The 26,307-nt window shown below is 61.4% G+C and carries 22 protein-coding genes; 11 read left to right on the top strand and 11 right to left on the bottom strand.

The window, feature by feature from the left end:
• Window positions 1–80 precede the first annotated feature (80 nt).
• From mnmE to rpmH, 5 genes are all read right to left on the bottom strand, one after another.
• The gene (gene mnmE / locus ACZ9C1_RS18730) at window positions 81–1,454 is read right to left on the bottom strand and encodes a tRNA uridine-5-carboxymethylaminomethyl(34) synthesis GTPase MnmE (RefSeq protein ID WP_476254265.1); all 1,374 of its coding nucleotides are present in this window, start codon (window positions 1,452–1,454) and stop codon (window positions 81–83) included.
• 83 nt (window positions 1,455–1,537) lie between these two features.
• On the bottom strand, window positions 1,538–3,220 hold the full coding sequence (yidC, locus tag ACZ9C1_RS18725; protein WP_277502400.1) for a membrane protein insertase YidC: 1,683 nt from the start codon (window positions 3,218–3,220) through the stop codon (window positions 1,538–1,540).
• A 2-nt stretch (window positions 3,221–3,222) separates the two neighbouring features.
• The gene (yidD, locus tag ACZ9C1_RS18720) at window positions 3,223–3,468 is read right to left on the bottom strand and encodes a membrane protein insertion efficiency factor YidD (protein ID WP_011536514.1); all 246 of its coding nucleotides are present in this window, start codon (window positions 3,466–3,468) and stop codon (window positions 3,223–3,225) included.
• The gene (gene rnpA / locus ACZ9C1_RS18715) at window positions 3,461–3,862 is read right to left on the bottom strand and encodes a ribonuclease P protein component (protein ID WP_102683383.1); all 402 of its coding nucleotides are present in this window, start codon (window positions 3,860–3,862) and stop codon (window positions 3,461–3,463) included. Before rnpA ends, yidD begins: the two co-directional genes overlap by 8 nt.
• Window positions 3,863–3,875: 13 nt before the next feature.
• On the bottom strand, window positions 3,876–4,010 hold the full coding sequence (gene rpmH, locus ACZ9C1_RS18710; RefSeq protein ID WP_003253163.1) for a 50S ribosomal protein L34: 135 nt from the start codon (window positions 4,008–4,010) through the stop codon (window positions 3,876–3,878).
• Window positions 4,011–4,604: 594 nt separating this feature from the next.
• Here rpmH and dnaA point away from each other — a divergent pair.
• From dnaA to gyrB, 4 genes are read left to right on the top strand one after another with little or no spacing between them, the layout of a single operon-like run.
• Window positions 4,605–6,131: a chromosomal replication initiator protein DnaA gene (gene dnaA, locus ACZ9C1_RS18705; RefSeq protein ID WP_277502399.1), complete on the top strand. Its 1,527-nt coding sequence runs from the start codon at window positions 4,605–4,607 to the stop codon at window positions 6,129–6,131.
• A gap of 40 nt (window positions 6,132–6,171) precedes the next feature.
• The gene (dnaN, locus tag ACZ9C1_RS18700) at window positions 6,172–7,275 is read left to right on the top strand and encodes a DNA polymerase III subunit beta (protein WP_102683381.1); all 1,104 of its coding nucleotides are present in this window, start codon (window positions 6,172–6,174) and stop codon (window positions 7,273–7,275) included.
• A gap of 15 nt (window positions 7,276–7,290) precedes the next feature.
• Window positions 7,291–8,394, top strand: a complete 1,104-nt coding sequence (recF, locus tag ACZ9C1_RS18695; protein WP_277502398.1) for a DNA replication/repair protein RecF — start codon at window positions 7,291–7,293, stop codon at window positions 8,392–8,394.
• A gap of 4 nt (window positions 8,395–8,398) precedes the next feature.
• Window positions 8,399–10,819, top strand: coding sequence for a DNA topoisomerase (ATP-hydrolyzing) subunit B (gene gyrB / locus ACZ9C1_RS18690; RefSeq protein WP_102683380.1), 2,421 nt, complete (start codon window positions 8,399–8,401; stop codon window positions 10,817–10,819).
• Between the two features lie 74 nt (window positions 10,820–10,893).
• Here the strand turns inward: gyrB and ACZ9C1_RS18685 are convergent, their stop codons facing one another.
• Window positions 10,894–12,195, bottom strand: a complete 1,302-nt coding sequence (locus ACZ9C1_RS18685) for a sigma-54 interaction domain-containing protein (RefSeq protein WP_476254264.1) — start codon at window positions 12,193–12,195, stop codon at window positions 10,894–10,896.
• A gap of 244 nt (window positions 12,196–12,439) precedes the next feature.
• Here ACZ9C1_RS18685 and ACZ9C1_RS18680 point away from each other — a divergent pair, with 244 nt between their 5' ends.
• The 3 genes from ACZ9C1_RS18680 to ACZ9C1_RS18670 are packed head-to-tail and all read left to right on the top strand — an operon-like array spanning window position 12,440 to window position 15,458.
• Window positions 12,440–13,324, top strand: coding sequence for an MBL fold metallo-hydrolase (locus ACZ9C1_RS18680; protein ID WP_476254263.1), 885 nt, complete (start codon window positions 12,440–12,442; stop codon window positions 13,322–13,324).
• A gap of 41 nt (window positions 13,325–13,365) precedes the next feature.
• On the top strand, window positions 13,366–14,643 hold the full coding sequence (locus ACZ9C1_RS18675; protein ID WP_476254262.1) for an NAD(P)/FAD-dependent oxidoreductase: 1,278 nt from the start codon (window positions 13,366–13,368) through the stop codon (window positions 14,641–14,643).
• Window positions 14,640–15,458 carry a sulfite exporter TauE/SafE family protein gene (locus ACZ9C1_RS18670; RefSeq protein WP_476254261.1) on the top strand — a complete coding sequence of 273 codons (819 nt, stop codon included), beginning with the start codon at window positions 14,640–14,642 and terminating at the stop codon, window positions 15,456–15,458. Before ACZ9C1_RS18675 ends, ACZ9C1_RS18670 begins: the two co-directional genes overlap by 4 nt.
• Here ACZ9C1_RS18670 and ACZ9C1_RS18665 read toward each other — a convergent pair.
• Complete coding sequence (locus tag ACZ9C1_RS18665) at window positions 15,447–16,334, bottom strand: LysR family transcriptional regulator (RefSeq protein ID WP_102683375.1); 888 nt, start codon at window positions 16,332–16,334, stop codon at window positions 15,447–15,449. The two genes, ACZ9C1_RS18670 and ACZ9C1_RS18665, sit on opposite strands and share 12 nt — an antisense overlap.
• A 252-nt stretch (window positions 16,335–16,586) precedes the next feature.
• Here ACZ9C1_RS18665 and ACZ9C1_RS18660 point away from each other — a divergent pair, with 252 nt between their 5' ends.
• Window positions 16,587–18,236, top strand: coding sequence for a GMC family oxidoreductase (locus ACZ9C1_RS18660; RefSeq protein ID WP_476254260.1), 1,650 nt, complete (start codon window positions 16,587–16,589; stop codon window positions 18,234–18,236).
• Between the two features lie 97 nt (window positions 18,237–18,333).
• Entirely contained in the window at window positions 18,334–19,953 is a 1,620-nt protein-coding gene (locus ACZ9C1_RS18655) for an MFS transporter (RefSeq protein WP_476254259.1), read from the top strand.
• Window positions 19,954–20,231: 278 nt separating this feature from the next.
• Here ACZ9C1_RS18655 and ACZ9C1_RS18650 read toward each other — a convergent pair whose 3' ends face one another.
• From ACZ9C1_RS18650 to glyQ, 4 genes are all read right to left on the bottom strand, one after another.
• The gene (locus tag ACZ9C1_RS18650) at window positions 20,232–21,002 is read right to left on the bottom strand and encodes a lysophospholipid acyltransferase family protein (protein WP_102683373.1); all 771 of its coding nucleotides are present in this window, start codon (window positions 21,000–21,002) and stop codon (window positions 20,232–20,234) included.
• A 65-nt stretch (window positions 21,003–21,067) separates the two neighbouring features.
• Window positions 21,068–21,595 (bottom strand): D-glycero-beta-D-manno-heptose 1,7-bisphosphate 7-phosphatase, encoded by a 528-nt coding sequence (gene gmhB, locus ACZ9C1_RS18645; RefSeq protein ID WP_277502394.1) that lies wholly within the window; start codon window positions 21,593–21,595, stop codon window positions 21,068–21,070.
• 4 nt (window positions 21,596–21,599) lie between these two features.
• A complete protein-coding gene (gene glyS, locus ACZ9C1_RS18640) occupies window positions 21,600–23,654 on the bottom strand; it encodes a glycine--tRNA ligase subunit beta (protein ID WP_457377755.1) in 2,055 nt (684 codons plus the stop codon).
• Entirely contained in the window at window positions 23,651–24,598 is a 948-nt protein-coding gene (glyQ, locus tag ACZ9C1_RS18635) for a glycine--tRNA ligase subunit alpha (protein WP_023629852.1), read from the bottom strand. The genes glyS and glyQ overlap by 4 nt, the downstream gene beginning before the upstream one ends.
• Window positions 24,599–24,681: 83 nt before the next feature.
• Between glyQ and ACZ9C1_RS18630 the strand changes: the two genes are divergently transcribed.
• Together ACZ9C1_RS18630 and ACZ9C1_RS18625 are read left to right on the top strand one after the other, a co-directional pair.
• Complete coding sequence (locus ACZ9C1_RS18630; protein WP_277502392.1) at window positions 24,682–25,233, top strand: DNA-3-methyladenine glycosylase I; 552 nt, start codon at window positions 24,682–24,684, stop codon at window positions 25,231–25,233.
• A gap of 41 nt (window positions 25,234–25,274) precedes the next feature.
• On the top strand, window positions 25,275–26,162 hold the full coding sequence (locus ACZ9C1_RS18625; protein ID WP_277502391.1) for a lysophospholipid acyltransferase: 888 nt from the start codon (window positions 25,275–25,277) through the stop codon (window positions 26,160–26,162).
• Window positions 26,163–26,307 lie beyond the last annotated feature (145 nt).

Raw genomic sequence — 26,307 nt, 5'->3', positions numbered from 1 at the left:
TGTCTTTCCCGGGATTCCGTGAAGAACCAAAAAAAAGCCGCTCCAGAGAGCGGCTTTGTTGCGAATCGAACCCTATGGGATCACTTGCCAATGCAGAAGCTGGAGAAAATCCGGCCCAGCAGGTCATCCGAGCTGAATGCTCCGGTAATTTCACCCAGCACTTGCTGTGCCTGGCGCAGATCCTCTGCCAGCAGCTCACCGGCACCGGCGAGGGTCAGCTGCGCACGGCCATGCTCGAGGTGCGCACTGGCCTGGCGTAGCGCCTCCAGGTGCCGGCGACGAGCGCTGAAGCTGCTTTCGGCGGTTTGTTCATAGCCCATGCAAGCCTTGAGATGCTCACGCAGCAGGTCCAGGCCCATGTCGTTGTCCCGGGCGCTGAGGGTGATGGTGACGTGCCCATCGTCGCTTTGCTCCAGGCCCACGACTTCACCACTGAGATCCGCCTTGTTGCGAATGAGAGTGACCTTGGCCACGTCGGGGCGCTGATCGAGAAACTCTGGCCACAAGGCAAACGGATCAGTGGCTTCCGGTGCCGTCGAATCGACTACCAGGAGCACACGGTCGGCCTCGGCGATGGCCTTGAGCGCCCGTTCCACACCGATCTTTTCCACATGGTCATCGGTGTCGCGCAGGCCCGCGGTGTCGACCACATGCAGCGGCATGCCATCGATGTGGATATGTTCGCGGAGGATATCCCGGGTAGTGCCGGCGATATCGGTGACAATTGCCGCTTCACGCCCGGCCAACTGGTTGAGCAGGCTCGACTTGCCGGCGTTCGGCCGGCCTGCGATGACCACGGTCATGCCATCGCGAAGCAATGCGCCTTGCCCCGCTTCGCGCTGAACTGTGGATAACGTGTCACGCACCTCATCGAGCATGCGCAGCACATGGCCATCGGCAAGAAAGTCGATCTCTTCCTCTGGGAAGTCGATGGCGGCTTCGACATAGATGCGCAGGGCGATCAGAGCTTCGGTGAGGCCATGCACACGCTTGGAGAATGCCCCCTGCAGGGAACGCAAGGCATTGCGCGCAGCCTGCGTGGAGCTGGCTTCGATCAGGTCGGCGATTGCCTCGGCCTGGGCCAGGTCGAGCTTGTCGTTGAGGAACGCTCGCTCGCTGAATTCCCCTGGACGTGCCAGCCGGCAACCGAGCTGCAGGCAACGTTGCAGCAGCATGTCCATGACTACCGGGCCGCCGTGGCCTTGCAGCTCCAGCACATCTTCGCCGGTGAACGAGTTCGGCCCGGGGAAGAACAGCGCGATCCCTTCATCCAGCACCAGGCCATCGTCATCGCGGAACGGGCCGTAATGGGCATGCCGCGGGTTCAGCGTATTGCGTCCGGTAATGACTTGCCCGGCCTGGCGGGCCAGCGGGCCGGACAATCTGACGATGCCTACCCCGCCACGGCCCTGGGCGGTGGCGATGGCGGCAATGGTTTCACGCACTGTGTTCATGCTCGAACCTCTACAACGAATACGACAGATAGCAAAAACGCCCCAGGGGGGCGTTTTTGTTCACAGGCTAGCGTAGCAGCCCGTCAAGCGGCTGCGTTCTTGGTCGCAGCCTCGATACGACGAGTGATGTACCACTGCTGTCCGATCGACAGGCAGTTGTTCACAACCCAGTACAGCACCAGACCAGCCGGGAACCACAGGAAGAAGAAGGTGAAGATGATCGGCATCATTTTCATTACCTTCGCCTGCATAGGATCGGGCGGGGTCGGGTTCAGGCGCTGCTGGATGAACATGGTGGCACCCATGATGATCGGCAGGATGAAGAACGGATCCTTGATCGACAGGTCGGTGATCCACAGCATCCACGGGGCTTGGCGCATCTCGACGCTTTCCAGCAGCACCCAGTACAGGGCCAGGAACACCGGCATCTGCACCAGGATCGGCAGGCAGCCGCCCAGCGGGTTGATCTTCTCTTTCTTGTACAGCTCCATCATCGCCTGGGACATCTTCTGGCGATCATCACCGAAGCGTTCCTTGAGCTGGGCCAGTTTTGGCGCCACGGCACGCATGCGCGCCATCGAGCGGTAGCTGGCGGCCGACAGCGGGAAGAACAGGCCCTTGATCAACATGGTCAGGACGATGATCGACCAGCCCCAGTTGCCCAGCAGGCTGTGGATATGTTGCAGCAGCCAGAAGATCGGCTGTGCGATGAACCACAGGAAGCCGTAGTCGACGGTCAGTTCCAGGCCTGGGGACAACTCCTTGAGCTTGGACTGGATCTTCGGGCCGGCATACAGCATGGCGCTGGTTTCGACCTTGCCGCCGGCAGGGACGTTAAGCGCCGGGCCGGTATAGCCGATGATGTAGTTGCCTTGACTGTCCTTGCGGGTCTGGACGGCGTTGTTGTCCGAGTGGGTCGGGATCCAGGCTGTCACGAAGTAGTGCTGCAGCCAGGCTACCCAGCCGCCAGTCACATTTTCTTTCAAACTACCCTTGTCGATGTCTTTCATCGACACTTTCTTGTACGGCTCGGAAGCTGTCCACAGGGCCGCGCCGAGGTAGGTGGCGGTACCGGTGGCGGTGCTCGACGACGGATCGGAGCTGGCGTCACGCTTGAGCTGGGCAAACATGTTGCCGGTCCAGGCCTGAGCACTCTGGTTGTCGATCAGGTAGCTGACGGTCAGGTCATACTCACCGCGCTTGAAGCTGAAGCGCTTGATGTAGTTGACGCCGTTCTCGCTGAACTTCAGATCGACCGACAGTTGGTCCTGGCCGTCGGCCAGCTGGAAGCTCTTCTGCTCTGCGGCGTACAGCGGTCGACCAGTGGCGCGGGCGTCCGGACCGTTGGCGCCGGTCAGGCCACTCTGGGCCAGATACACACGTTCGCCACCGTTGTCGAACAGCTGGAACGGAATATCTGGATGATCCTGGCGACGTGGGTACTTAGGCAGGGTCAGTTGGACGATGTCACCACCGACCGGGTCGATAGCCAGGTCCAGGACGTCGGTCTTGATCCGGATCAGGTCCTTGCTGAGCGCCACTGGCGCCAGTTCGGCTGGGCTGGATTCAGCATTGGCGCTCGGCACATCGGCGCTTGCACCGGAGTTGCCGGCCGGCACGGTGTCCGGCAGGGCCGGGGCAGCATTGCTGGCAGCAGCATTCTGAGTCGGCAGGGCAGCCTGGCCGTAGTCCTGGTTCCATTTGAGGACCATGACATAGGACACGATTGCCAGGGCGACGATCAGGATCGTGCGTTTAATATCCATGATTACTCGGCTATCGAAGAAGTTCGGGAGGAAGGAGCTGGTGGAACGGGATCGAAACCGCCGTCGTTCCACGGATGACAACGCCCCAGGCGACGAACGGCCAGCCACCCACCACGCAAGAGGCCATGGTTTTCAATGGCTTCATAGGCGTAACAGGAACAGCTGGGATAGAAACGACAGTGACTGGCCATCAGTGGACTGATGGCGTAACGGTAAAACTGGATCGGAACGAGGGCCAGTTTACGCATCGTGACTGTCTACCCCTGCGGAATTGGCGACCGCTGGAGAGGGCCGACTGCGGACCAGTCGCTTCCAGAGCTTGCCAAAGTGTTGGTGCAATTCTGGGTTTTCCACTTCGCCCAACCCCTTGCGCGCGACGATCACGATGTCCAGGCCAGCCAACAGCTGCTGGTTCAGGCGAAACGAATCGCGCATCAGGCGTTTCAGGCGATTGCGTTGAACGGCGAGCTTGACGCTCTTCTTGCCGATCACCAGGCCTAGGCGCGGATGATCGAGGCCGTTCTCGCGGGCAAGGATAAGCAGGTTTTTCCCTGGAACCTTGCCGGTTGGGGAGTCGAAGACCGCTTTGAAATGCCGGGGTGTAAGCAGTCGCTTTTCCCGACTGAAGTCCTGACTCACCACCTGTGCCGAAAAATCAAATTGCCAGACGCTTACGGCCTTTGGCACGGCGACGCGACAGAACGGCACGGCCGTTCTTGGTAGCCATACGGGCACGGAAACCGTGGGTGCGGGCGCGCTTGATGGTGCTTGGTTGGAAAGTACGTTTCATGGCGTGTTACCTGGGTTGGTCGACAACGGGCCGGAAGGGCCCCCTTTTTAAGAGATCGGCGATTCTAGAGAAAGCAAGGCAATAGGTCAATTTCCAACCAGCCATTCCTTATGGAAGGTCGAATCAGGGTAGATCGAATCTCCCTCGAACGATGGCCGTTTGCCCGCGTGGACAAAACGCAGGCAAACAGAAAAAACAAAGAGGCATATAAAAAGCTTTTTTGAAGAACTTATAGATCTTAGCTGGGCAATCTTCTGTGGATAAGTGCCTCAAGGTCACGTTTTACGAGCTGTACAGAGATCCACAACCTTGTCGGTAAAGGGTGCTCTGGCTGTGCGGGCCATGAGGACAACCTGTGGAGTGAATGGGTGTTTATCCACAGAGGTTTTATCCACAGACCTCAACCCTGGGTTGTGCATAGCCCACAGGTGCGCTTATCCACAGGGCTTATCAACACTGCTTGCGTGATGTAAGCGTCAGTTTTTGGCGGTTTTACCGTGATCGCGATCGCCACCACGTGTGGATAACTGGTCGCCTGCCCGGTACAATGGCGGTTTGTTTTGCCTCATCCGGCTTTCAACTCAGGGGATATCCGTGTCAGTGGAACTTTGGCAGCAGTGCGTGGAGCTTCTGCGCGATGAACTGCCTGCCCAGCAATTCAACACCTGGATCCGTCCGCTACAGGTCGAAGCCGAAGGCGACGAGTTGCGCGTCTATGCGCCCAACCGCTTCGTGCTTGATTGGGTCAACGAGAAGTACCTTGGCCGCCTGCTCGAACTGCTGGGTGAACAGGGCAGCGGCATTGCTCCCGCGCTTTCCTTGTTGATAGGCAGCCGTCGCAGTTCCGCAGCGCGTGCTGCCCCCAACGCACCTGTCAGCGCCGCCGTTGCCGCAACCCTTGCGCAGCAGACGCAGGTGCAGCCTTCGGTGGCTGCGGTTCAGCATGCGAACACTCCAGCGGTCGAGCCAACTCAGGCCGCCGAGGTCGAAGAGCCCTTGAGCCGCGACAGCTTCGACAGCATGAGCGACACCAGCACGGCCCCGAAGGCCAACGGGCGTACCGAGCAGCGCACGGTGCAGGTCGAAGGTGCCTTGAAGCACACCAGCTACCTGAACCGTACCTTCACCTTCGAGACCTTCGTCGAGGGTAAATCCAACCAGCTGGCCCGCGCCGCGGCCTGGCAGGTCGCCGACAACCCCAAGCATGGTTACAACCCGCTCTTCCTTTATGGGGGCGTGGGCCTGGGTAAGACCCACTTGATGCACGCTGTGGGTAACCACCTGCTCAAAAAGAATCCGAATGCCAAGGTGGTCTACCTGCATTCCGAGCGCTTCGTGGCCGACATGGTCAAGGCGCTGCAACTGAACGCGATCAATGAGTTCAAGCGTTTCTACCGCTCGGTCGATGCGCTGTTGATCGATGACATTCAGTTCTTCGCCCGCAAGGAGCGCTCGCAGGAAGAGTTTTTCCACACCTTCAACGCCCTGCTCGAAGGTGGCCAGCAGGTGATCCTCACCAGTGACCGCTACCCGAAGGAAATCGAAGGCCTGGAAGAGCGCCTGAAGTCGCGTTTCGGCTGGGGGCTGACGGTCGCCGTCGAGCCACCGGAGCTGGAAACCCGTGTGGCCATCCTTATGAAGAAGGCCGACCAAGCCAAGGTCGAGTTGCCGCACGATGCCGCCTTCTTCATCGCCCAGCGTATCCGCTCCAATGTGCGTGAACTGGAAGGCGCCCTGAAACGGGTGATTGCCCACTCGCACTTCATGGGCCGCGACATCACCATCGAGCTGATCCGCGAGTCGCTCAAGGACTTGTTGGCGCTGCAGGACAAGCTGGTCAGTGTGGATAACATCCAGCGCACGGTGGCCGAGTACTACAAGATCAAGATCTCCGATCTGTTGTCCAAGCGTCGCTCGCGCTCGGTGGCGCGGCCACGGCAGGTAGCGATGGCGTTGTCGAAAGAGTTGACCAACCACAGTCTGCCGGAGATCGGCGACATGTTCGGCGGTCGTGACCACACCACCGTGTTGCACGCTTGCCGCAAGATCAATGAATTGAAGGAATCCGACGCGGACATCCGCGAGGACTACAAGAACCTGCTGCGTACGCTGACGACCTGATGACCGTCTGCGCAGCTATTTGAAGGCAAGGGACTAGACCATGCATTTCACCATTCAACGCGAAGCCCTGTTGAAACCCCTGCAACTGGTCGCAGGCGTCGTCGAGCGCCGCCAGACCTTGCCGGTTCTGTCCAACGTCCTGCTGGTCGTGCAAGGCCAGCAGCTGTCGTTGACCGGTACCGACCTGGAAGTCGAACTGGTTGGCCGCGTACAGCTGGAAGAACCGGCTGAACCGGGCGAGATCACCGTCCCGGCGCGCAAGCTGATGGACATCTGCAAGAGCCTGCCCAGTGATGTGCTGATCGACATCAAGGTCGACGAGCAGAAGTTGCTGGTCAAGGCCGGTCGCAGCCGTTTCACACTTTCCACTTTGCCGGCCAATGACTTCCCGACCGTGGAAGAAGGTCCAGGCTCGCTGACCTGCCAGCTTGAGCAGAGCAAACTGCGCCGCCTGATCGAACGCACCAGCTTCGCCATGGCCCAGCAGGACGTGCGCTACTACCTCAACGGCATGCTGCTGGAAGTATCCCCCGGCACCTTGCGTGCCGTGGCCACCGATGGCCATCGCCTGGCGCTGTGCGCCATGCAGGCACCGATCGACCAAGCTGATCGTCATCAGGTCATCGTGCCGCGCAAAGGTATCCTGGAGCTGGCGCGCCTGCTGACAGACCCGGAAGGCATGGTCAGCATCGTTCTGGGCCAGCATCACATTCGTGCCACCACCGGTGAATTCACTTTCACCTCCAAGCTGGTGGACGGCAAGTTCCCGGACTACGAGCGCGTTCTGCCTAAAGGTGGCGACAAGCTGGTGATCGGCGACCGTCAGGCACTGCGCGAAGCGTTCAGCCGCACCGCGATCCTGTCCAACGAGAAGTACCGCGGCATTCGCCTGCAACTGGCCGCTGGCCAACTGAAAATCCAGGCCAACAACCCGGAACAGGAAGAAGCGGAAGAAGAGATCAGCGTCGACTACAACGGCAGCTCGTTGGAGATCGGTTTCAACGTCAGCTACCTGCTGGACGTGCTGGGTGTGATGACTACAGAGCAGGTGCGCCTGATTCTGTCGGACTCCAACAGCAGCGCCTTGTTGCAGGAAGCCGGCAATGACGACTCGTCCTACGTTGTCATGCCGATGCGTCTGTAACCCGTAGCAGGCGACATGTCCCTTCGACGTCTCTCGGTCACCGCGGTGCGCAACCTGCACCCGGTGACCCTCTCACCCTCCCCTCGCATCAACATCCTTTACGGCGCCAACGGCAGCGGCAAGACCAGCGTGCTCGAAGCTGTGCACCTGCTCGGTCTTGCGCGCTCGTTCCGCAGCACCCGGTTAAACCCGGTGATCCAGTACGATCAGCCGACCTGCACGGTGTTCGGCCAGGTCGAATTGGCTGAGGGCGGTATGAGCAACCTTGGTGTGTCGCGGGAGCGCCAGGGGGATTTCACCATTCGCATCGATGGACAGAACGCGCGCAGCGCCGCGCAACTGGCAGAGATGCTGCCATTACAGTTGATCAACCCGGACAGTTTCCGGCTGCTCGAAGGTGCGCCCAAAGTGCGCCGGCAGTTCCTCGATTGGGGCGTGTTCCACGTGGAACCCCGCTTCATGGCTACCTGGCAGCGCCTGCAGAAGGCCCTGCGGCAGCGGAACTCATGGCTCCGGCATGGTACACTGGACGCCGTTTCGCAAGCCGCCTGGGATCGAGAGTTATGTCTCGCCAGTGCGGAGATAGATGAATACCGTCGCAACTATATCAAGGCCTTGAAGCCTGTCTTCGAGCAGACCCTGAGCGAACTGGTCGAACTGGACGGGCTGGCCCTGAGCTACTACCGAGGCTGGGACAAGGACCGGGAACTCAATGAAGTTCTCGCGGCCTCCCTGCTTCGCGATCAGCAGATGGGCCACACCCAGGCCGGGCCACAGCGTGCTGATCTGCGCCTTCGATTGGGCGCGAACAATGCGGCCGACATTCTTTCGCGTGGGCAGCAGAAGTTGGTGGTCTGCGCCCTGCGCATTGCACAGGGGCACCTGGTCAGCCAGGTTCGTCGCGGTCAGTGTATTTATCTGGTGGATGACTTGCCGTCCGAGCTGGACGAGCAGCACCGCCGCGCCCTGTGCCGCTTGCTTGAAGAATTGAACTGCCAGGTGTTCATCACCTGTGTAGACCACGAATTTCTGAGGGAAGGCTGGCAGACGGAAACGCCAGTTGCCTTGTTCCACGTGGAACAAGGCCGTATCACCCAGACCCACGACCATCGGGAGTGAAGGCATGAGCGAAAATCAAACGTACGACTCCTCCAGCATTAAAGTGCTGAAAGGGCTGGATGCCGTACGCAAACGTCCCGGCATGTACATTGGCGACACCGATGACGGCAGCGGCCTGCACCACATGGTGTTCGAGGTGGTCGACAACTCGATCGACGAAGCCCTGGCCGGGCATTGCGATGACATTACCGTCATCATTCATCCGGACGAATCCATCAGCGTTCGTGACAACGGCCGTGGTATTCCGGTCGATGTGCATAAAGAAGAAGGCGTTTCGGCAGCAGAGGTCATCATGACCGTGCTGCACGCCGGCGGTAAGTTCGATGATAACTCCTACAAGGTGTCCGGCGGTCTGCACGGTGTAGGTGTCTCGGTAGTGAATGCTTTGTCGGAGCAGCTGGTGCTCACCGTTCGTCGTAGCGGTAAGATCTGGGAACAGACCTACGTCCATGGCGTGCCCCAAGCGCCTATGGCGGTGGTGGGTGACAGCGAAACCACCGGTACCCACATTCACTTCAAACCTTCGGCTGAAACTTTCAAGAACATCCACTTCAGCTGGGACATCCTCGCCAAGCGTATCCGAGAGCTGTCGTTCCTGAACTCCGGCGTCGGTATCCTGTTGAAGGATGAGCGCAGCGGCAAGGAGGAGTTCTTCAAGTACGAGGGTGGCCTGCGTGCTTTCGTTGAGTACCTGAATACCAACAAGACTCCGGTCAACTCCCAGGTCTTCCACTTCAACGTCCAGCGTGAAGATGGCGTGGGTGTTGAAATTGCCCTGCAGTGGAACGACAGCTTCAACGAAAACCTGCTGTGCTTCACCAACAACATTCCCCAGCGCGATGGTGGTACCCACCTGGTCGGCTTCCGCTCCTCGCTTACCCGTAGCCTGAACAGCTATATCGAGCAGGAAGGCCTGGCGAAAAAGAACAAGGTTGCCACCACCGGTGACGACGCTCGCGAAGGCTTGACCGCGATCATTTCGGTCAAGGTGCCGGATCCGAAGTTCAGCTCGCAGACCAAGGACAAGCTGGTTTCCTCGGAGGTGAAGACCGCCGTGGAACAGGAGATGAACAAGTACTTCGCCGACTTCCTGTTGGAAAACCCCAACGAGGCCAAGGCCGTGGTCGGCAAGATGATCGATGCCGCACGTGCCCGTGAAGCGGCGCGTAAAGCACGCGAGATGACTCGTCGTAAAGGTGCATTGGATATCGCTGGTCTGCCGGGCAAACTGGCCGACTGCCAGGAGAAAGACCCTGCCCTTTCCGAACTGTACCTGGTGGAGGGTGACTCCGCGGGTGGTTCGGCCAAGCAAGGCCGCAACCGTCGCACCCAGGCGATCCTGCCGCTGAAGGGTAAGATCCTCAACGTCGAGAAGGCACGCTTCGACAAGATGATCTCCTCGCAGGAGGTTGGCACGCTGATCACCGCACTGGGCTGTGGCATCGGGCGCGAAGAGTACAACATCGACAAGCTGCGCTATCACAACATCATCATCATGACCGATGCTGACGTCGACGGTTCGCACATCCGTACCCTGCTGCTGACCTTCTTCTTCCGTCAACTGCCGGAGCTGGTCGAGCGTGGCTACATCTACATCGCTCAGCCACCGCTGTACAAGGTGAAGAAAGGCAAGCAGGAGCAGTACATCAAGGACGATGAGGCCATGGAAGAATACATGACCCAATCGGCCCTGGAAGATGCCAGCCTGCACCTGGATGAAGCAGCGCCTGCGGTCTCTGGTGTTCAGCTACAAGGACTGGTCAACGAGTTCCGCGGTGTGATGAAAACGCTGAAGCGTCTGTCGCGCCTGTATCCGGAAGAGCTGACCGAGAACTTCATCTACCTGCCAAAAGTTACCGTCGAGCAATTGGCTGACAAGGCGCAGATGGATGATTGGCTCAAGGCGTTCCAGCAGCGCCTGGACAACAGCCAGCGTTCTGGTTTGGCCTACAAGGCTGACTTGCACGAGGACAAGGAACGTAATATCTGGCTGCCAGTGGTTGAAACCACCTCCCATGGCTTGGCCAGCTACGTCACTTTCAACCGTGATTTCTTCGGCAGCAATGACTACCGCAGCGTCGTCGCCCTCGGCGAAAAACTCGGTACGTTGTTGGGTGAAGGTGCATACGTTCAGCGCGGTGAGCGCCGCAAGGCGGTCACCGAGTTCAAGGAAGCCCTCGACTGGCTGATGAACGAGAGCACCAAGCGCCACACCATCCAGCGATACAAAGGGCTGGGTGAGATGAACCCGGACCAGCTGTGGGAAACCACCATGGACCCGACTGTGCGCCGCATGCTCAAGGTAACTATCGAGGACGCCATCGCCGCCGACCAACTGTTCAACACCTTGATGGGTGATGCAGTCGAGCCGCGTCGCGACTTCATCGAAAGTAACGCGCTGTCGGTGTCGAACCTGGACTTCTGATAAGCGGGCAGTAACAGAAAGCCAATCCCCAGGGATTGGTTTTTTTTTTGCCTTCACGAATGTTCCACGTGGAACTACGAAATCCCCAAGGCCTTTAGTCGACGGTACAACGTACGCTCACTCATCCCAAGATGTTCAGCCAACTCACTTCGAGAACCGTTAAAGGTTTCCAAGGCATGGGCCAGATCCGCCATCTTGTTCCTTCCGCGTCTCCGGTTAACAGACTGCGTTGTAGTCGAATGGATCTCCTCCGGGAGATGCTCCGGGCGAATAAGTCCATCATCAGCAAACAATCGCGCCCGCTCTAGTATGTTTCTGAGCTCGCGAATGTTGCCTGGGAAGGTATGAAGAACGAGGCGTTCGAGTGCCTCGGGGCTAACCTTGGGCGCGTGCTTGCCGGCCATACGTTGCAATAGGCTCTCACAGAGCAACGGCAAATCCTCGACTCTTTCGCGTAGCGATGGCAGGCGAATCGGGAAACCGCTGATGCGGTAGTAGAGGTCTTCGCGGAAGGTCCCTTCAACGGCCATCTCTTTCAATGGCTTGTGGGTGGCTGAGACCAGACGGAAGTCTGAATGGACCGTGCGCGTGCTGCCGACCGGACGGAAGCTTCCGGATTCGATCAGACGTAGCAACTTCACTTGCATGGCCAGCGGCACCTCACCGATCTCATCGAGGAACAGTGTTCCACCGTGAGCCGCTTCGGCCAGGCCGATCTTGCGCTGGGTCGCGCCGGTGAAAGCCCCCTTCTCATAGCCGAACAACTCACTCTCGAACAGTGATTCGGTCAGCCCGGTGCAGTCCACCACCACCAAGGGGCCATTGGCCCGGGGACTGCCCAGGTGCAATGCCCGTGCGAAAAGCTCCTTCCCCGTCCCGGATTCACCCTGGAGCAGGACCGGGATCTGCGCGGGGGCGGCACGTTGCAGACTGGAAACGGCGCTCTTGAAGGACGGAGCCCGGCCGACCAAGCCCTGTTGTTGAGGTTGTGCCGATGCCAGGGTGACGCTGGTCAGCCGCTCGACGAACGCTACCACCCTGCCCTCGCCGTCGAGGATCGGACGCAGTTCCACATCTACATGTTCCGGCCCGCGTGGTGTGTGATGGATGTGCAGGACGCGCTCGGGCACCTTGCTGTCCAGCGATTTTCGCAGCGGGCAGTGCTCACCCGCCTGGTCGCAGGGAACGGCGTAGTGATGGGACACCCGATGACACTTATCGCCGATTGGCGCGTGTTCCTCGTTGCCGAACTGGCGACGGTAGGCGGCGTTGGCGGCGAGGATGTTGTAGTCGGTGTCCAGCACGATGCTGGGCAGCACATCGTGTTCAAGGTAGGACACCAGCGCGATGATCGCGGGATGGGAAGCGGCTAGCATGACAGCACCAGATGGAGGACCTGGCGAGCGTAGCAAGGACTGCCAATCACTGCCATCGGCTGACAGTCGACTGCCAGGAACTGTCACCTGTGGGTTGCTGGAATGAGGGCTGCTGCTCGCCCTTCACCGCACGAGACCGCTCCTACAGGGGGAAGGCGTCTATCTGAAAGGCTGGCATGCATCTTGATAAAGGACCTTCAACTGCCTATGCCTTCAAGGAGGCTTGGGATAACTGGAGAGTGCAATGATCATCGGCAACAACCTTCACGTTGAAGAGTTCTTCGACAAGGCGACCTGGACCATCAGCTACCTGGTCATGGATGGCGAGACGCGGCAATGCGCGCTGATCGACAGCGTGCTGGATTACGACCCCAAGTCCGGGCGTACCTGCACAAGCTCGGCGGACAAGCTGATCGCCCGCGTCGAGGCGCTGGATGCCAAGGTTCAATGGATTCTGGATACCCATGTGCACGCCGACCATCTGTCCGCGGCGGCCTACCTCAAGGCGCGGCTGGGCGGCAGCATCGCGATCGGTGCGCAGATCACCCAGGTTCAGAAAGTCTTTGGCACCCTGTTCAACGCCGAGCCGGGTTTTGCTCGTGACGGCAGCCAGTTCGACGTCCTGTTCGAAGATGAAGAAGGATTTCGCATCGGTAACCTGCATGCCCGCGCCCTGCACACCCCTGGACATACCCCGGCATGCATGAGCTACATGGTCGAGGATGCGGGCGAGACTGCCGTGTTCGTCGGCGACACCTTGTTCACTCCTGACTATGGCACCGCCCGTTGCGACTTCCCGGGCGCTAGCGCAAGAACCCTGTACAAGTCGATCCGTCGCCTGCTCGCCTTCCCGGACCAGACCCGGCTGTTCATGTGCCACGACTACCTGCCTGGTGGCCGTGAGCTGTGCTTCGTCACCACCGTGGCCGAGCAACGCGCCGACAACATCCATATTCATCAAGGAGTCAGCGAAGACAGCTTCGTGCAGATGCGCGAAGCCCGTGACAAGACCCTCGACATGCCCGTGCTGATCTTGCCGTCGGTGCAGATCAACATGCGCAGCGGGCAATTCCCCGAACCTGAAGAAAACGGTGTGAGCTACCTGAAGATCCCGCTGAACAAGCTGTAAGCCACGCCGTACCCATAACGAGATTTCCAAGGAACACCGCCATGCCTGCCCTGCCCCCTGCCGATTCCTCCCGTGCCGACCACCACAAGGTGGTGATCGTTGGCGCCGGTGCCGCCGGTATTGCCACCGCCTCCAGCCTGATCGCCCGTGATCCTTCGCTGGATATTGCCCTGATCGACCCCGCCGATGTGCACTACTACCAGCCAGGCTGGACCATGGTCGGTGCTGGTGTGTTCAAGGCGTCGAGTACCGCCCACACCATGGCCGCCACCCTGCCCCGCGATGTGCGCTGGATCAAGGCGCGGGTGGACGGCTTCGATCCCCAGGGCCAACTGGTGCTGCTCGAGGGTGGTCGCGCTGTCAGCTATGAACAGCTGGTGGTCTGCCCGGGTTTGAAGCTCGATTGGAATGCCATCGAAGGCTTGAGTGAGACCCTTGGGCGCAACGGTGTCACCTCCAACTACCGCTATGACCTGGCACCCTATACCTGGCAACTGGTGCAGGACCTCAAGCAGGGGCGCGCCCTTTTCACCCAGCCGCCGATGCCGATCAAGTGCGCCGGGGCGCCGCAGAAGGCGCTGTACCTGTCGTGTGACCACTGGCTGCGCAGCGGCCACCTGGGCAACGTGAGGGCCAGCTTCTTCAATGCCGGCGCGGTGCTGTTCGGTGTGCCGGACTATGTGCCGGCGCTGATGAGCTATATCGACAAGTACGGCGTCGACCTGAACTATCAGCATCGCCTGACGGCGGTGGATGGCGCGAACAAGCGTGCCACGTTCATGCGCACCCTCCCCGACGGCAGTACCGAGACCCGCGTCGAAGCCTTCGACATGCTGCATGTGGTTCCACCTCAGGTGGCGCCTGATTTCATCCGCCAGAGCCCACTGGCTGACGCGGCGGGTTGGGTGGATGTCGATCCGCATACCTTGCGCCATCGCCAGTTTGGCAATATCCATGCTCTGGGCGACGTGGCCAACACCACCAATGCCAAGACCGCCGCTGCCGCCCGCAAGCAGGCGCCGGTGGTGGCCAACAATGTGCTGGTGGCGCTTGGCCGGCTCGCGACCCTCGCGCAATACGATGGCTACGGCTCCTGCCCGCTGACAGTGGAGCGTGGCAAGATCGTCCTGGCCGAGTTCACCTACGGCGGCAAGCTGGCACCGAGCTTCCCGCGTTGGCTGCTCGATGGCCGCAGGCCAACCCGCCTGGCTTGGCTGCTCAAGGCGCAGATCCTGCCGCCGCTGTACTGGAAAGCCATGCTCAAGGGCCGCGAGTGGCTGGCCCGGCCGCAACCCTTGGTGGTCGAGGCGCAACAGTGATCGAGCAACAACTGCTGGGCGCCGGGCTTGGCGCGATCATTGGCGCGTTGTTGGCGTTGACCGGCGCCGGTGGCGGTATCCTCGCGGTACCGCTGCTGGTGTTTGGCCTGGGGCTGAGCATGGTCGAGGCGGCCCCGATCGGCCTGCTGGCCGTGGGGTTGGCGGCGGCAGTCGGTGCAGTGCTCGGCCTGCGCCAGGGGCTGGTGCGCTACCGGGCGGCCCTGTTCATCGCGCTGATCGGGATTGCCTGCGCGCCGTTCGGCCTGATACTCGCTCACCGTGTGCCCAACCTACCTTTGGCCTTGGTTTTCGCCGGGGTGTTGGTGTACGCCTGTTTGCGAATCTGGCGCAAGGCAGCACGGGAGCTGCGCGGCGAGTCACCTTGCGGCGAACGGGAGATCATGCCTTGCGTGCTCAACCCGTTGCAGGGGCGCTTGCGCTGGACTCTCCCCTGCGCCCGCGCGCTGGCGTTTACCGGAATGTTGTCGGGGTTGCTGTCTGGCCTGCTGGGCGTCGGTGGCGGCTTCGTGATCATTCCGGCCTTGAACCGCTACACCAACCTGAACATGAAAAGCATCGTCGCCACTTCGCTGGCGGTGATCGCCCTGGTGTCCACTGGCAGTGTGGTCAGCGCCAGCGTGGCGGGCGTGATGCATTGGAGGGTCGGTGCACCGTTCGCCGCAGGGGCGGTGCTGGGTTTGCTGCTGGCGCGGCCATTGGCGAGCAAGCTGGCCGGTCCGCGCCTGCAGCAGCTGTTCGCCATGGTGGGCTGCGGCGCCGCCGTGCTGCTCGCCGGCAAGGCACTACTCGGCTAGCAATTCTTCCTGCTGGGCGGCGCACAGCGCCAGCAGGTAATCCCACACCACCCGCAAGCGCACCGACTTGTGCAGCTCGCGGCGGGTACAGATCCAGTAGCTGCGCTGGATGGTCTCGCTGGGCAGTACGCGTACCAGCTTCGGATCGTGTCGGGCCATGTAGTTGGGCAGCACGGCGATACCCAGCCCGGCCTGGGCGGCGTGCTGCTGGGCGATCACGCTGGTGCTTCTGAACACCACGTTGGGCGCGCGGCAGAAGCTGTTGAGGAACAGCAGTTCCTGACTGAACAGCAGGTCGTCGACGTAGCCGATCCAGTTGTGCCGGGCCAGATCTTCGCGGGTGTTGAGCGACGGCGCCTGATTCAGGTAGTCCTGGCTGGCGTACAGGGCCAGACGGTAGTCGGTGAGCTTGCGGGTGATCAGCAGGTCGGCGTTGGGCCGTTCCAGGTGAATGCTGATCTCGGCTTCGCGGTTGAGGATACTGACGAACCGCGGCACCGCCACCAGTTCCACCTCCAGCCCTGGGTAACGCTGGAACAGTGCCTTCATGCGCGGAGTGAAGAACATGATGCCTATGCCTTCGGTCACGCCAAGGCGGATCTTGCCCAGCGGCGTGATGGCCTGGGTGATTTCTTCCTGCGCAAGCAGGGCAACGTTCTCCATGGCTTCGGCGTGCTTGAGCAGGGCCTGGCCGGAGGGTGTGAGTTCATAGCCCTGGGCGTGCTGCACGAATAGCGCGGTGCCCAGGTGCTTCTCGATGCTCTCGATATGCCGGGCGACGGTGCTGTGGGTAGTGTTGAGGCGCTTGGCGGCGCTGAGCAGGCGGCCGCTACGCTGCAACTCGAGGAAAAACCGCAGATCGTTCCAGTCGAACATGCTGATCCCTTGGCTGTTCATTGGCGTCGATTCACTGTAGGAGCGGCTTTAGCCGCGATCATCCGCGCAGCGGATGCCAAGCACCGCGGAGGCTGCATCGCGGCTGAAGCCGCTCCTACAGGATTTGCGCCGATCATTACTCCGGCGCTGTGCTAAAACGCACAACGGCTGCGCGAAATCTCGTGTTTCCTCCGCGAAATTAATCAATAAGATGGATCGGGACAAGAATAATAATCAGGCGCGAGGTTGCACATGCCATCAGCCGATTCTGTCTACGACTATGTGGTCGTGGGGGCCGGTCCCGCCGGTTGCCTGCTGGCCAATCGTTTGTCCGCCGACCCATCCTGCCGGGTGTTGCTGCTCGAGGCGGGCGGGCGTGACAACTATCCCTGGATTCATATCCCCGTCGGTTACCTTTACTGCATCGGCAATCCACGCACCGACTGGTGCATGAAGACCGAGGCCCAGCCTGGGCTGAACGGGCGTTCCCTGGGCTATCCGCGGGGCAAGGTGCTGGGTGGCTGTTCGTCCATCAACGGCATGATCTACATGCGCGGCCAGGCTGCCGACTACGACCTTTGGGCCGAGCAAGGCAACGAGGGCTGGGCATGGAAGGATGTGCTGCCGCTGTTCAAGGCCAGCGAGAGCCACTATGCCGGTGCCAGCGACAGCCATGGTGCCGACGGTGAATGGCGGGTCGAGCAGCAGCGCTACAGCTGGCCGATCCTCGATGCCTTTCGCGACGCGGCCGAACAAAGCGGCATCGCCAGGATCGACGACTTCAATACGGGCGACAACGCCGGCTGTGGATACTTTCAGGTCAACCAGCGCAATGGTGTGCGCTGGAACTCGGCCAAGGCGTTTCTCAGGCCCATCCTCAAGCGAGCAAACCTGACTGTGCTGACCGGCGTGCAGGTCGACCAGGTTGTGCTCGGCAACACACGCGCCCGCGCTGTAAGGGTACTGTGGCAAGGTGCATGGCATGAGTTCGCGGCACGCCGCGAGATTATTCTCTGCGCAGGTTCGGTCGGTTCGCCCGGCATCCTGCAGCGCTCGGGGATCGGGCCACGCAAACTGCTCGAAGGGTTGGGCATCGCCGTGCGCCACGACATGCCTGGCGTCGGCGGCAACCTGCAGGACCACCTGCAATTGCGCCTGATCTACCAGATCCAGAACACACGCACCCTTAACCAGATGGCCAACAGCTTGTGGGGTAAGCTGGGCATGGGCCTGCGCTATGCCTACGACCGCAGTGGCCCGCTGGCCATGGCGCCAAGCCAGCTGGGAGCCTTTGCCCGCTCGAGCCCCGAGCAGGCGACCGCCAATCTTCAGTACCACGTCCAGCCGCTGTCACTGGAGCGCTTCGGCGAGCCGCTGCATCGGTTCCCGGCCTTTACCGCGTCGGTATGCAACCTGCGCCCGGCCAGCCGGGGGCGGATCGATATACGCTCGGCGGACATGAATGCCGCGCCGTTGATCGACCCCAACTACCTCAGCGCCCCCGAGGACCTGCGCGTGGCCGCCGATGCCATCCGCCTTACCCGGCGCATCGTCCAGGCCCCTGCCCTGGCTGCCTTCGAACCCCGCGAGTACCTGCCAGGCCCTGCCCTGCAGAGCGAAGAAGACCTGCACCAGGCCGCCGGCCAGATCGGCACCACCATCTTCCACCCGGTGGGTACCTGCCGCATGGGCAGTGGTGCGCTCGATGTTGTGGATAACCAGCTGCGCGTGCACGGTATTCCGGGCCTGCGTGTGGCGGATGCCTCGATCATGCCGCAGATAGTCTCCGGCAATACCTGTTCACCCACGTTGATGATTGCCGAAAAGGCGGCACAACTGATTCTCAAGGGAGCCAACACCCAGACCAACCTCAGCGACAGCAACGCGATACCGACGCCCTGACCCGGGTGTGTGCAACAGCGGCAGCGCGCGGTCAGCAGCTGCCGGCAGTGGAACAACAAGAATAATCACTGTGGCCCCAGGGCCGAGGACAGCAACGATGTCGGATTACATCCAGGAACAGGGCGCGGCGGCGAGCAGCCCCAGCCACCGTGAGGAACGCAAGATCATTTTCGCGTCATCCCTCGGGACAGTGTTCGAGTGGTATGACTTCTTTCTTTATGGCGCCCTGGCGGCGGTGATCAGCAAGCAGTTCTTTGCAGGGGTCAACGACACCACGGCGTTCATCTTCGCCTTGATGGCCTTTGCTGCAGGCTTCCTGGTGCGCCCGTTCGGTGCCCTGGTGTTCGGGCGGCTCGGCGACATGATTGGGCGCAAATACACTTTCCTGGTCACCATCGTGCTGATGGGCCTGTCGACCTTCGCGGTGGGCCTGCTGCCCACGTACGCCAGCATTGGCATTGCCGCACCGATCATCCTGGTGGTGCTGCGCATGCTCCAGGGCCTGGCGCTGGGCGGCGAGTACGGCGGCGCGGCCACTTACGTGGCCGAACACGCGCCGCCCGGCAAGCGCGGTTTCCACACCGGCTTCATCCAGTCCACCGCCACACTCGGCCTGCTGTTGTCGCTGATCGTGGTCCTGGCCTGCCGCTACATCAGTGGTGATCAGTTCGAGACCTGGGGCTGGCGCCTGCCGTTCCTGCTGTCGATCGTGTTGCTGGCGATCTCCACCTGGATCCGCATGAGCATGCACGAGTCGCCAGCATTCGTGAAAATGAAAGCCCAGGGCAAGATAAGCAAGTCGCCGATCCGCGAATCGTTCACCTCCTGGCCGAACCTCAAGGTGGTCCTGACCGCGCTGTTCAGCATCAACGCCGGGCAAGCGGTGACCTTCTACACCGCACAGTTCTATGTGCTGTTCTTCATGACGCAGATGCTCAAGATGGACCCGGCCCAGGCCAACACCCTGTTGATCATCAGCGTGGTGATCGGCGCGCCGTTCTTCGTGTTCTTCGGCTGGCTGTCGGACCGCATCGGGCGCAAGCCAATCCTCATGGTCGGGCTGTTGCTGGCCACCGTGTGCTACTTCCCGATGTTCAAGGCGCTGAGCCATTACGCCAACCCGCAGATCGACGCCGCCAGCCGGGAAGCGCCCATCGTTGTCAGCGCCAACCCGCAAGGTTGCACCTTCCAGTTCGACCCGGTGGGCAAGGCCCGTTTCGACAGCCCCTGCGACAAGGTAAAGACCTTCCTGGTCAAACAGGGCCTGCCCTACAGCTCGGTCGAGGCTGCCGGCAGCGAAGTGCAGGTGAGTATCGGCGACAAGACCATCAACGGCTTCGACGAGGCGGCCATGCGCAGCGCCATCGAAGCGGCTGGCTATCCGGCCAAGGCGGACCCGGCGCATGTGAATCAGGTGATGGTGGTGGTGTTGATCGTTGCCATGATCCTGATCGCCACCATGACCTACGGGCCACTGGCGGCGGTAATGGTCGAACTGTTCCCGACGCGAATCCGCTATACCTCGATGTCCCTGCCCTACCACATCGGCAACGGCTGGTTCGGTGGCTTCCTGCCAACGGTATCGTTCGCGTTGGTGGTGTACACCGGGGATATTTTCTATGGACTGTGGTATCCGGTGCTGATCACCGGGGTGAGCCTGGTGGTGGGGATCTTCTGCCTGAAAGAGACCCGGGATGTGGATATCGACAAGGTCTAGGCAGTACAGATGACACTGCGTGGGAGCGGGCTTGTCCCGCGATACCGGCACAGCCGGTGCCATCCATCGCGGGGCAAGCCCGCTCCCACGTACTCGCTAAGCCACCATCAAACGAGCACAAAAAAACCGGCGTAAAAGCCGGTTTTTTTATAGCGCGAAAAAACTTATGCACGATTTTCGCAAAAACGTCATACATGGAAATAAACAGCTAATTCAACCACTTAGCATATCTTGACGATCATCCATGCAAAACTTGCTAACAAGTTATCCACAGATCGTCAGGCTGGCTGCTGCTCCGGGTTTTCCGCCAGCGGCGGCAGCGAACCCATGGCACGCTGGGTCGCTTCGTTCCAGGCCTGGGCGCGGTCGTTCAGCTCGGCGATGGCACGTGGGCCAGTGCCCACTGCATACATCGGTTCACCGATCACCACCTCGATGGTGCCCGGGCGCTTGCCCCAGCCTTCACGCGGCCAGAACTTGCCGGCGTTGTGGGCAATCGGCAGTACCGGCAGCCCGGCGTTGACCGCCAGGGCGGTACCGCCGCGGGAAAACTTGCCGATCTGGCCATGGGGCACACGGGTGCCTTCGGGGAAGATCAGTACCCAGGTGCCCTGCTTGAGCAGCTCGTCGCCCTGGCTGGCGACCTGGCGCAGTGCCTCTTTGGGGTTCTTGCGATCGATGGCGATCGGCCGCAGCATGGCCATGGCCCAGCCGAAGAAGGGCACATACAGCAGTTCGCGCTTGAGCACCTGGCTCAGCGGCGAGAAATATGCGGAGAGCAGGAAGGTTTCCCAGGTGCTCTGGTGGTTCGACAGGATCACGCAAGGTACTTTCGGCACGTTCTCGGCACCGGTGATCTTGTAGTCGATGCCCAGGACCGTGCGCACCAAAAACAATGCGCAGCGGCACCAGTACACGTTGATGAACTTGTAGCGCTTGGGGAACGGCAGGAAGGGCGCGACGAAGAAGCTCAGCGAGCACCACAGTAGCGAACTGGTGCCCAACAGCAGGTAAAAAAGAAAGATTCTGATCGCCTGCAGGATCGACATAGTGGCATGTACCGTTGCGGGGCGTGCCCGCCTAATGAAAAGTGCGCCACTCCAGGCGCACTCATTTAAATAAGTTCTCTGGCGATAGCCGCCAGATCGTCGAAAATCAGTGTAGTTTGCGCGACGCCTTTTTCCAGGGTCCTCTCGCCCTTGCCGGTTTTAACCAGCACGGGTTGTGCATCGACGGCCAGGGCCGCCTCCAGGTCACCTTTGCTGTCACCGACGAACCATACGCCAGCCAATGGCACCTGGTAGTGCTCGGCAATCGCCAGCAGCATGCCGGGCTTGGGCTTGCGGCAATCGCAGCCTGCGTCCGGGCCGTGCGGGCAATGCACGATCAGGCCGACCTCGCCACCCTGCTCGGCCACCAGGGCGCGCAGGCGCGCATGCATGGCCTCGAGGGTTTCCGGCGAATAGTAGCCGCGGGCAATGCCGGACTGGTTGGTGGCCACGGCCACCGTCCAGCCCGCCTTGCTCAACTGCGCGATAGCCTCGATCGAGCCGGGAATGGGGACCCACTCCTCCAGCGACTTGATATAGGCGTCGGAGTCGTGGTTGATCACTCCGTCTCGATCAAGAATCAGCAGTTTCAACGACTTACCCCAGCAGCGAGATATCGGCCACGCCCAGGAACAGGCCGCGCAGGCGGCTGAGCAGGGCATAACGGTTGGCGCGTACCTTGGCGTCCTCGGCGTTGACCATCACCGCCTCGAAGAAGGCGTCGACCGGGTCGCGCAGGGCGGCCAGGCGGGCCAGGGCTTCGCTGTACTGGCGCGCGGATGCCATCGGTTGCACGGCCTGGTCGGCCTGCTGGATGGCCGAGTACAGGGAGAACTCGTTGGCGTTGTCGAAGTACTTCGGCTCGACCTGGTCGGCGATGGCACCTTCGGCTTTACCCAGCAGGTTCGACACGCGCTTGTTCGCTGCCGCCAGGGCTTCGGCTTCCGGCAGTTTGCGGAAGGCCTGCACGGCCTGCACGCGCTGGTCGAAGTCCAGCGCCGAGCCCGGCTTCAGGGCACGCACCGACAGGTAGGTGGAGACGTCGATGCCTTCGTCCTCGTAGCGGGCGCGCAGGCGGTCGAAGACGAACTCCAGTACCTGTTCGGACAGGCCGGCGGCCTTGACCTTGCCACCGAACTGCTTGACCGCGAACTCGACCGCGACATTCAGGTCCAGGTCGAGCTGCTTCTCGATCAGGATACGCAGCACGCCCAGGGCGGCACGGCGCAGGGCGTATGGGTCCTTGCTGCCGGTGGGCAGCATGCCGATGCCGAAGATGCCGACCAGGGTGTCGAGCTTGTCGGCGATGGCCACGGCGGCACCGGTGAGGGTCTGCGGCAGCTCGGCGCCAGCGCCGCGCGGCATGTACTGCTCGTTCAGCGCCAGGGCGACGTCTTCCGGCTCGCCATCGTTGAGGGCGTAGTAGTAGCCGGCGATGCCTTGCATCTCCGGGAACTCACCGACCATTTCCGAGGCCAGGTCGCACTTGGACAGCAGGCCGGCACGACCAGCGTTGGCGGCGCTGCCACCGATGTACGGAGCAATGAAGGCGGCCAGCTTGGAGACGCGCTCGGCTTTTTCGAACACGGTACCCAGCTGAGCCTGGAACACCACGTTCTTCAGGCGCTCGTTGAAGCTTTCCAGGGGCTGCTTCTTGTCTTGCTTGAAGAAGAACTCGGCGTCGGTCAGGCGCGGGCGCACGACCTTCTCGTTGCCCTGCACGATCTGCTTGGGGTCGCGGCTCTCGACGTTGGCCACGGTGATGAAGCGCGGCAGCAGCTTGCCTTCGCTGTCCAGCAGGCAGAAGTACTTCTGGTTGTCCTGCATGGTGGTGATCAGCGCTTCCTGCGGCACCTCGAGGAAACGCTCCTCGAACGAGCACACCAGCGGCACCGGCCACTCGACCAGGGCGGTCACTTCGTCCAGCAGCGCCGACGGCACGATGGCCGTGCCTTCCTGCTGCATGGCCAGCTCTGCGGTGCGCTTGCTGATCAGCTCCCGACGCTCGGCAAAGTCAGCCAGCACGTGGGCCTTGCGCAGGTCCTCGACGTAGTTGGCCGGGGTAGTGATGAGTACGTTTTCCGGGTGGTGGAAGCGGTGGCCACGGGATTCACGGCCGGCTTTCTGGGCCAGGATGGTGCAGTCGACGACCTGATCGCCCAGCAGCATCACCAGCCACTGGGTTGGGCGCACGAACTCTTCACGGCTGGCGCCCCAGTGCATGCGCTTGGGGATCGGCAGGTCGTTGAGCGAATCCTCGACGATGGTTGGCAGCAGGCTGGCAGTGGCCTTGCCCGGAATGTGCTGGGAGAAGCGCAGCTTCGGGCCGCTCTGGTCGATGTCCGACAGTTCGACGCCACACTTCTTGGCAAAGCCCAGGGCGGCCTGGGTTGGCTGGCCTTCGGCATTGAACGCGGCCTGCAGGGGCGGGCCGTCGATGTTGATGCTGCGGTCCGGCTGCTGCACGTCCAGCTGGCTGATCAGCACGGCCAGGCGGCGCGGCGCGGCGTAGACATGCTTGCCGGTGTAGTTCAGGCCGGCGGCCTGCAGGCCTTTCTCGATACCGGCGAGGAAGGCGTCGCCCAGCGACGCCAGGGCCTTGGGTGGCAGCTCTTCGGTGCCCAGTTCAACCAGGAAATCTTGAGCACTCATTGAGCAGCCTCCAGCTTAGCCAACACTTCGTCACGCAGTTCAGGGGTGGCCATCGGGAAGCCCAGGCGTGCGCGAGCTTGCAGATAGCTTTGCGCCACGTCCCGGGCCAGGGTACGTACGCGCAGGATGTAGCGCTGACGCTCGGTCACCGAGATGGCGCGGCGGGCGTCCAGCAGGTTGAAGGTGTGCGAGGCCTTCAGGACCATTTCGTAGGTCGGCAGCGGCAGGTCCAGCTTGATCAGGCGGTTCGCTTCGCTTTCGTAGAAATCGAACAGTTCGAACAGCTTCTCGACGTTGGCGTGCTCGAAGTTGTAGGTCGACTGCTCCACTTCGTTCTGGTGGAACACGTCGCCATAGGTGACCTTGCCGAACGGGCCATCGGCCCACACCAGGTCGTAGACCGAGTCCACGCCCTGGATGTACATGGCCAGGCGCTCCAGGCCGTAGGTGATTTCACCCGTGACCGGGTAGCACTCGATACCGCCGACTTGCTGGAAGTAGGTGAACTGAGTCACCTCCATGCCGTTCAGCCAGATTTCCCAGCCCAGGCCCCAGGCGCCGAGGGTTGGCGATTCCCAGTTGTCTTCGACGAAGCGAATATCGTGAACCAGCGGGTCGATGCCGATGGCCTTCAGCGAGCCGAGGTACAGCTCCTGGAAGTTCGCCGGGTTTGGCTTGAGCACCACCTGGAACTGGTAGTAGTGCTGCAGGCGGTTGGGGTTTTCGCCATACCGCCCGTCGGCGGGGCGACGGCTGGGCTGCACGTAGGCGGCGTTCCAGGTCTCCGGTCCCACGGCGCGCAGGAAGGTAGCGGTGTGGAAAGTGCCGGCGCCTACTTCCATATCGTAGGGCTGAAGCACCACACAACCTTGAGCTGCCCAGTAGTTCTGCAGGGCGAGGATCAGGTCTTGGAAGGTACGCACGGCTGGCGTAGGCTGGCTCACGAAATTCACCTGTATCTGGGGATGCGGATGTAAAGAGCGGGAGTATACCCGATTCGCCTCGCCCTCTACGTTATTGGAGCCTTATGCCACGCTGCTTTTGGTGTTCCGACGATCCGTTGTACCAGGCCTATCACGACCACGAGTGGGGAACGCCGCAGCGCGACCCGGCGTTGCTCTTCGAGATGCTTTTGCTCGAAGGGTTCCAGGCGGGGTTGTCGTGGATCACGGTATTGAAGAAGCGCGAGCGCTATCGCCAGGTGCTGGAAGGTTTCGACCCGGTGAAACTGGCGCGTATGAGCGACGAACGCATCGAAGAGTTGATGCAGGATGTTGGCATCATCCGCAACCGCCTCAAGCTCAAGGCTGTGCGCCGCAACGCCCAGGCCTGGCTGGCTGTGGATAACCCCGCCGAGTGGCTATGGTCGTTCGTCGGCGGTGCGCCGAAGATCAACCATTTCCAGGGTCGTGGCGACGTGCCGGCGGTCACCGACGAAGCCAAGGCCATGAGCAAGGCCCTGCAGAAGGCCGGCTTCACTTTTGTCGGGCCGACCATCTGCTACGCCTTCATGCAGGCCACCGGCATGGTCATGGACCACACCACCGATTGCGATCGCTACGCCGCCTTGTTGCGCTGAGGGGTTACAATGCGCGCCTTGCTGAAATAAGGAATTCGCCTGTGGAAAAGTTCAAGGGCGCCCTGATGGTCGGGGTGCTGCGTCTGTTTGCCAAGCTGCCCTGGAGCGCTGTGCAGCGCGTCGGCGCCGGTATCGGCTGGCTGATGTGGAAAATCCCCAACGGCTCGCGCAATGTCGTGCGCATCAACCTGGCCAAGTGCTTCCCGGAAATGGACCCGGTCGAGCGTGAGCATCTGGTCGGCCGCGCGCTCAAGGACATCGGCAAGTCGTTCGTCGAGAGCGCCTGCGCCTGGATCTGGCCGCCGCAGCGCTCGCTCGACCTGGTCAAGGAAGTGCACGGCCTGGAAGTGTTGGAGCAGGCCCTGGCCTCGGGCAAGGGCGTGGTCGGCATCACCAGCCACCTGGGCAACTGGGAAGTGCTCAACCACTTCTATTGCAACCAGTGCAAACCGATCATCTTCTACCGGCCGCCCAAGCTCAAAGCGGTGGATGACCTGCTGCGTGAACAGCGCGTGCAGATGGGCAACCGCGTGGCGCCTTCGACCAAGGAAGGCATCCTCAGCGTGATCAAGGAAGTGCGCCGAGGTGGCCAGGTGGGCATTCCCGCCGACCCGGAGCCGGCCGAGTCTGCCGGGGTGTTCGTGCCGTTCCTGGGGACCCAGGCGCTGACCAGCAAGTTCGTGCCGAACATGCTGGCGGGTGGCAAGGCGGTGGGGGTATTCCTGCATGCGCTGCGGCTGCCGGATGGTTCGGGCTTTCGGGTGATTCTGGAAGCAGCGCCCGAAGCGATGTACAGCACCGATGTGACCGAGTCGGCGGCGGCGATGAGCAAGGTGGTCGAGCGCTATGTGCGGGAGTACCCGAGCCAGTACATGTGGAGCATGAAGCGCTTCAAGAAGCGCCCGGCTGGCGAGCCGCGCTGGTACTGAGATTTCAGGGGGGCGCTTTGCGCCCCTTTCGCCGGCAAGCCAGCTCCCACCTTGACCGTGCCGGCCCGAGCTCATGCTTTCGGCTTAGACAAGCTCTGGCTTGTACAAGGCCCATGGGCTTGCTCGGCCCCGTGGGAGCTGGCTT

It is taken from the genome of Pseudomonas sp. TE21435 (assembly GCF_056279265.1).
The sequence above is the reverse complement of the archived record's forward strand: the minus strand, read 5'-3'. Positions and strand labels throughout refer to the sequence as shown.

Bases quoted from the DNA above. Each gene is read 5' to 3' on its own strand.
- dnaN (WP_102683381.1), top strand. From the start codon at position 6,172: ATGCATTTCACCATTCAACGCGAAGCCCTGTTGAAACCCCTGCAACTG.
- ACZ9C1_RS18665 (WP_102683375.1), bottom strand. From the start codon at position 16,334: ATGTTCGACTGGAACGATCTGCGGTTTTTCCTCGAGTTGCAGCGTAGC.
- ACZ9C1_RS18680 (WP_476254263.1), top strand. From the start codon at position 12,440: ATGATCATCGGCAACAACCTTCACGTTGAAGAGTTCTTCGACAAGGCG.
- gyrB (WP_102683380.1), top strand. From the start codon at position 8,399: ATGAGCGAAAATCAAACGTACGACTCCTCCAGCATTAAAGTGCTGAAA.
- recF (WP_277502398.1), top strand. From the start codon at position 7,291: ATGTCCCTTCGACGTCTCTCGGTCACCGCGGTGCGCAACCTGCACCCG.
- ACZ9C1_RS18675 (WP_476254262.1), top strand. From the start codon at position 13,366: ATGCCTGCCCTGCCCCCTGCCGATTCCTCCCGTGCCGACCACCACAAG.
- glyS (WP_457377755.1), bottom strand. From the start codon at position 23,654: ATGAGTGCTCAAGATTTCCTGGTTGAACTGGGCACCGAAGAGCTGCCA.
- ACZ9C1_RS18650 (WP_102683373.1), bottom strand. From the start codon at position 21,002: ATGTCGATCCTGCAGGCGATCAGAATCTTTCTTTTTTACCTGCTGTTG.
- ACZ9C1_RS18660 (WP_476254260.1), top strand. From the start codon at position 16,587: ATGCCATCAGCCGATTCTGTCTACGACTATGTGGTCGTGGGGGCCGGT.
- yidD (WP_011536514.1), bottom strand. From the start codon at position 3,468: ATGCGTAAACTGGCCCTCGTTCCGATCCAGTTTTACCGTTACGCCATC.
- yidC (WP_277502400.1), bottom strand. From the start codon at position 3,220: ATGGATATTAAACGCACGATCCTGATCGTCGCCCTGGCAATCGTGTCC.
- rpmH (WP_003253163.1), bottom strand. From the start codon at position 4,010: ATGAAACGTACTTTCCAACCAAGCACCATCAAGCGCGCCCGCACCCAC.
- ACZ9C1_RS18655 (WP_476254259.1), top strand. From the start codon at position 18,334: ATGTCGGATTACATCCAGGAACAGGGCGCGGCGGCGAGCAGCCCCAGC.
- ACZ9C1_RS18630 (WP_277502392.1), top strand. From the start codon at position 24,682: ATGCCACGCTGCTTTTGGTGTTCCGACGATCCGTTGTACCAGGCCTAT.
- mnmE (WP_476254265.1), bottom strand. From the start codon at position 1,454: ATGAACACAGTGCGTGAAACCATTGCCGCCATCGCCACCGCCCAGGGC.
- ACZ9C1_RS18685 (WP_476254264.1), bottom strand. From the start codon at position 12,195: ATGCTAGCCGCTTCCCATCCCGCGATCATCGCGCTGGTGTCCTACCTT.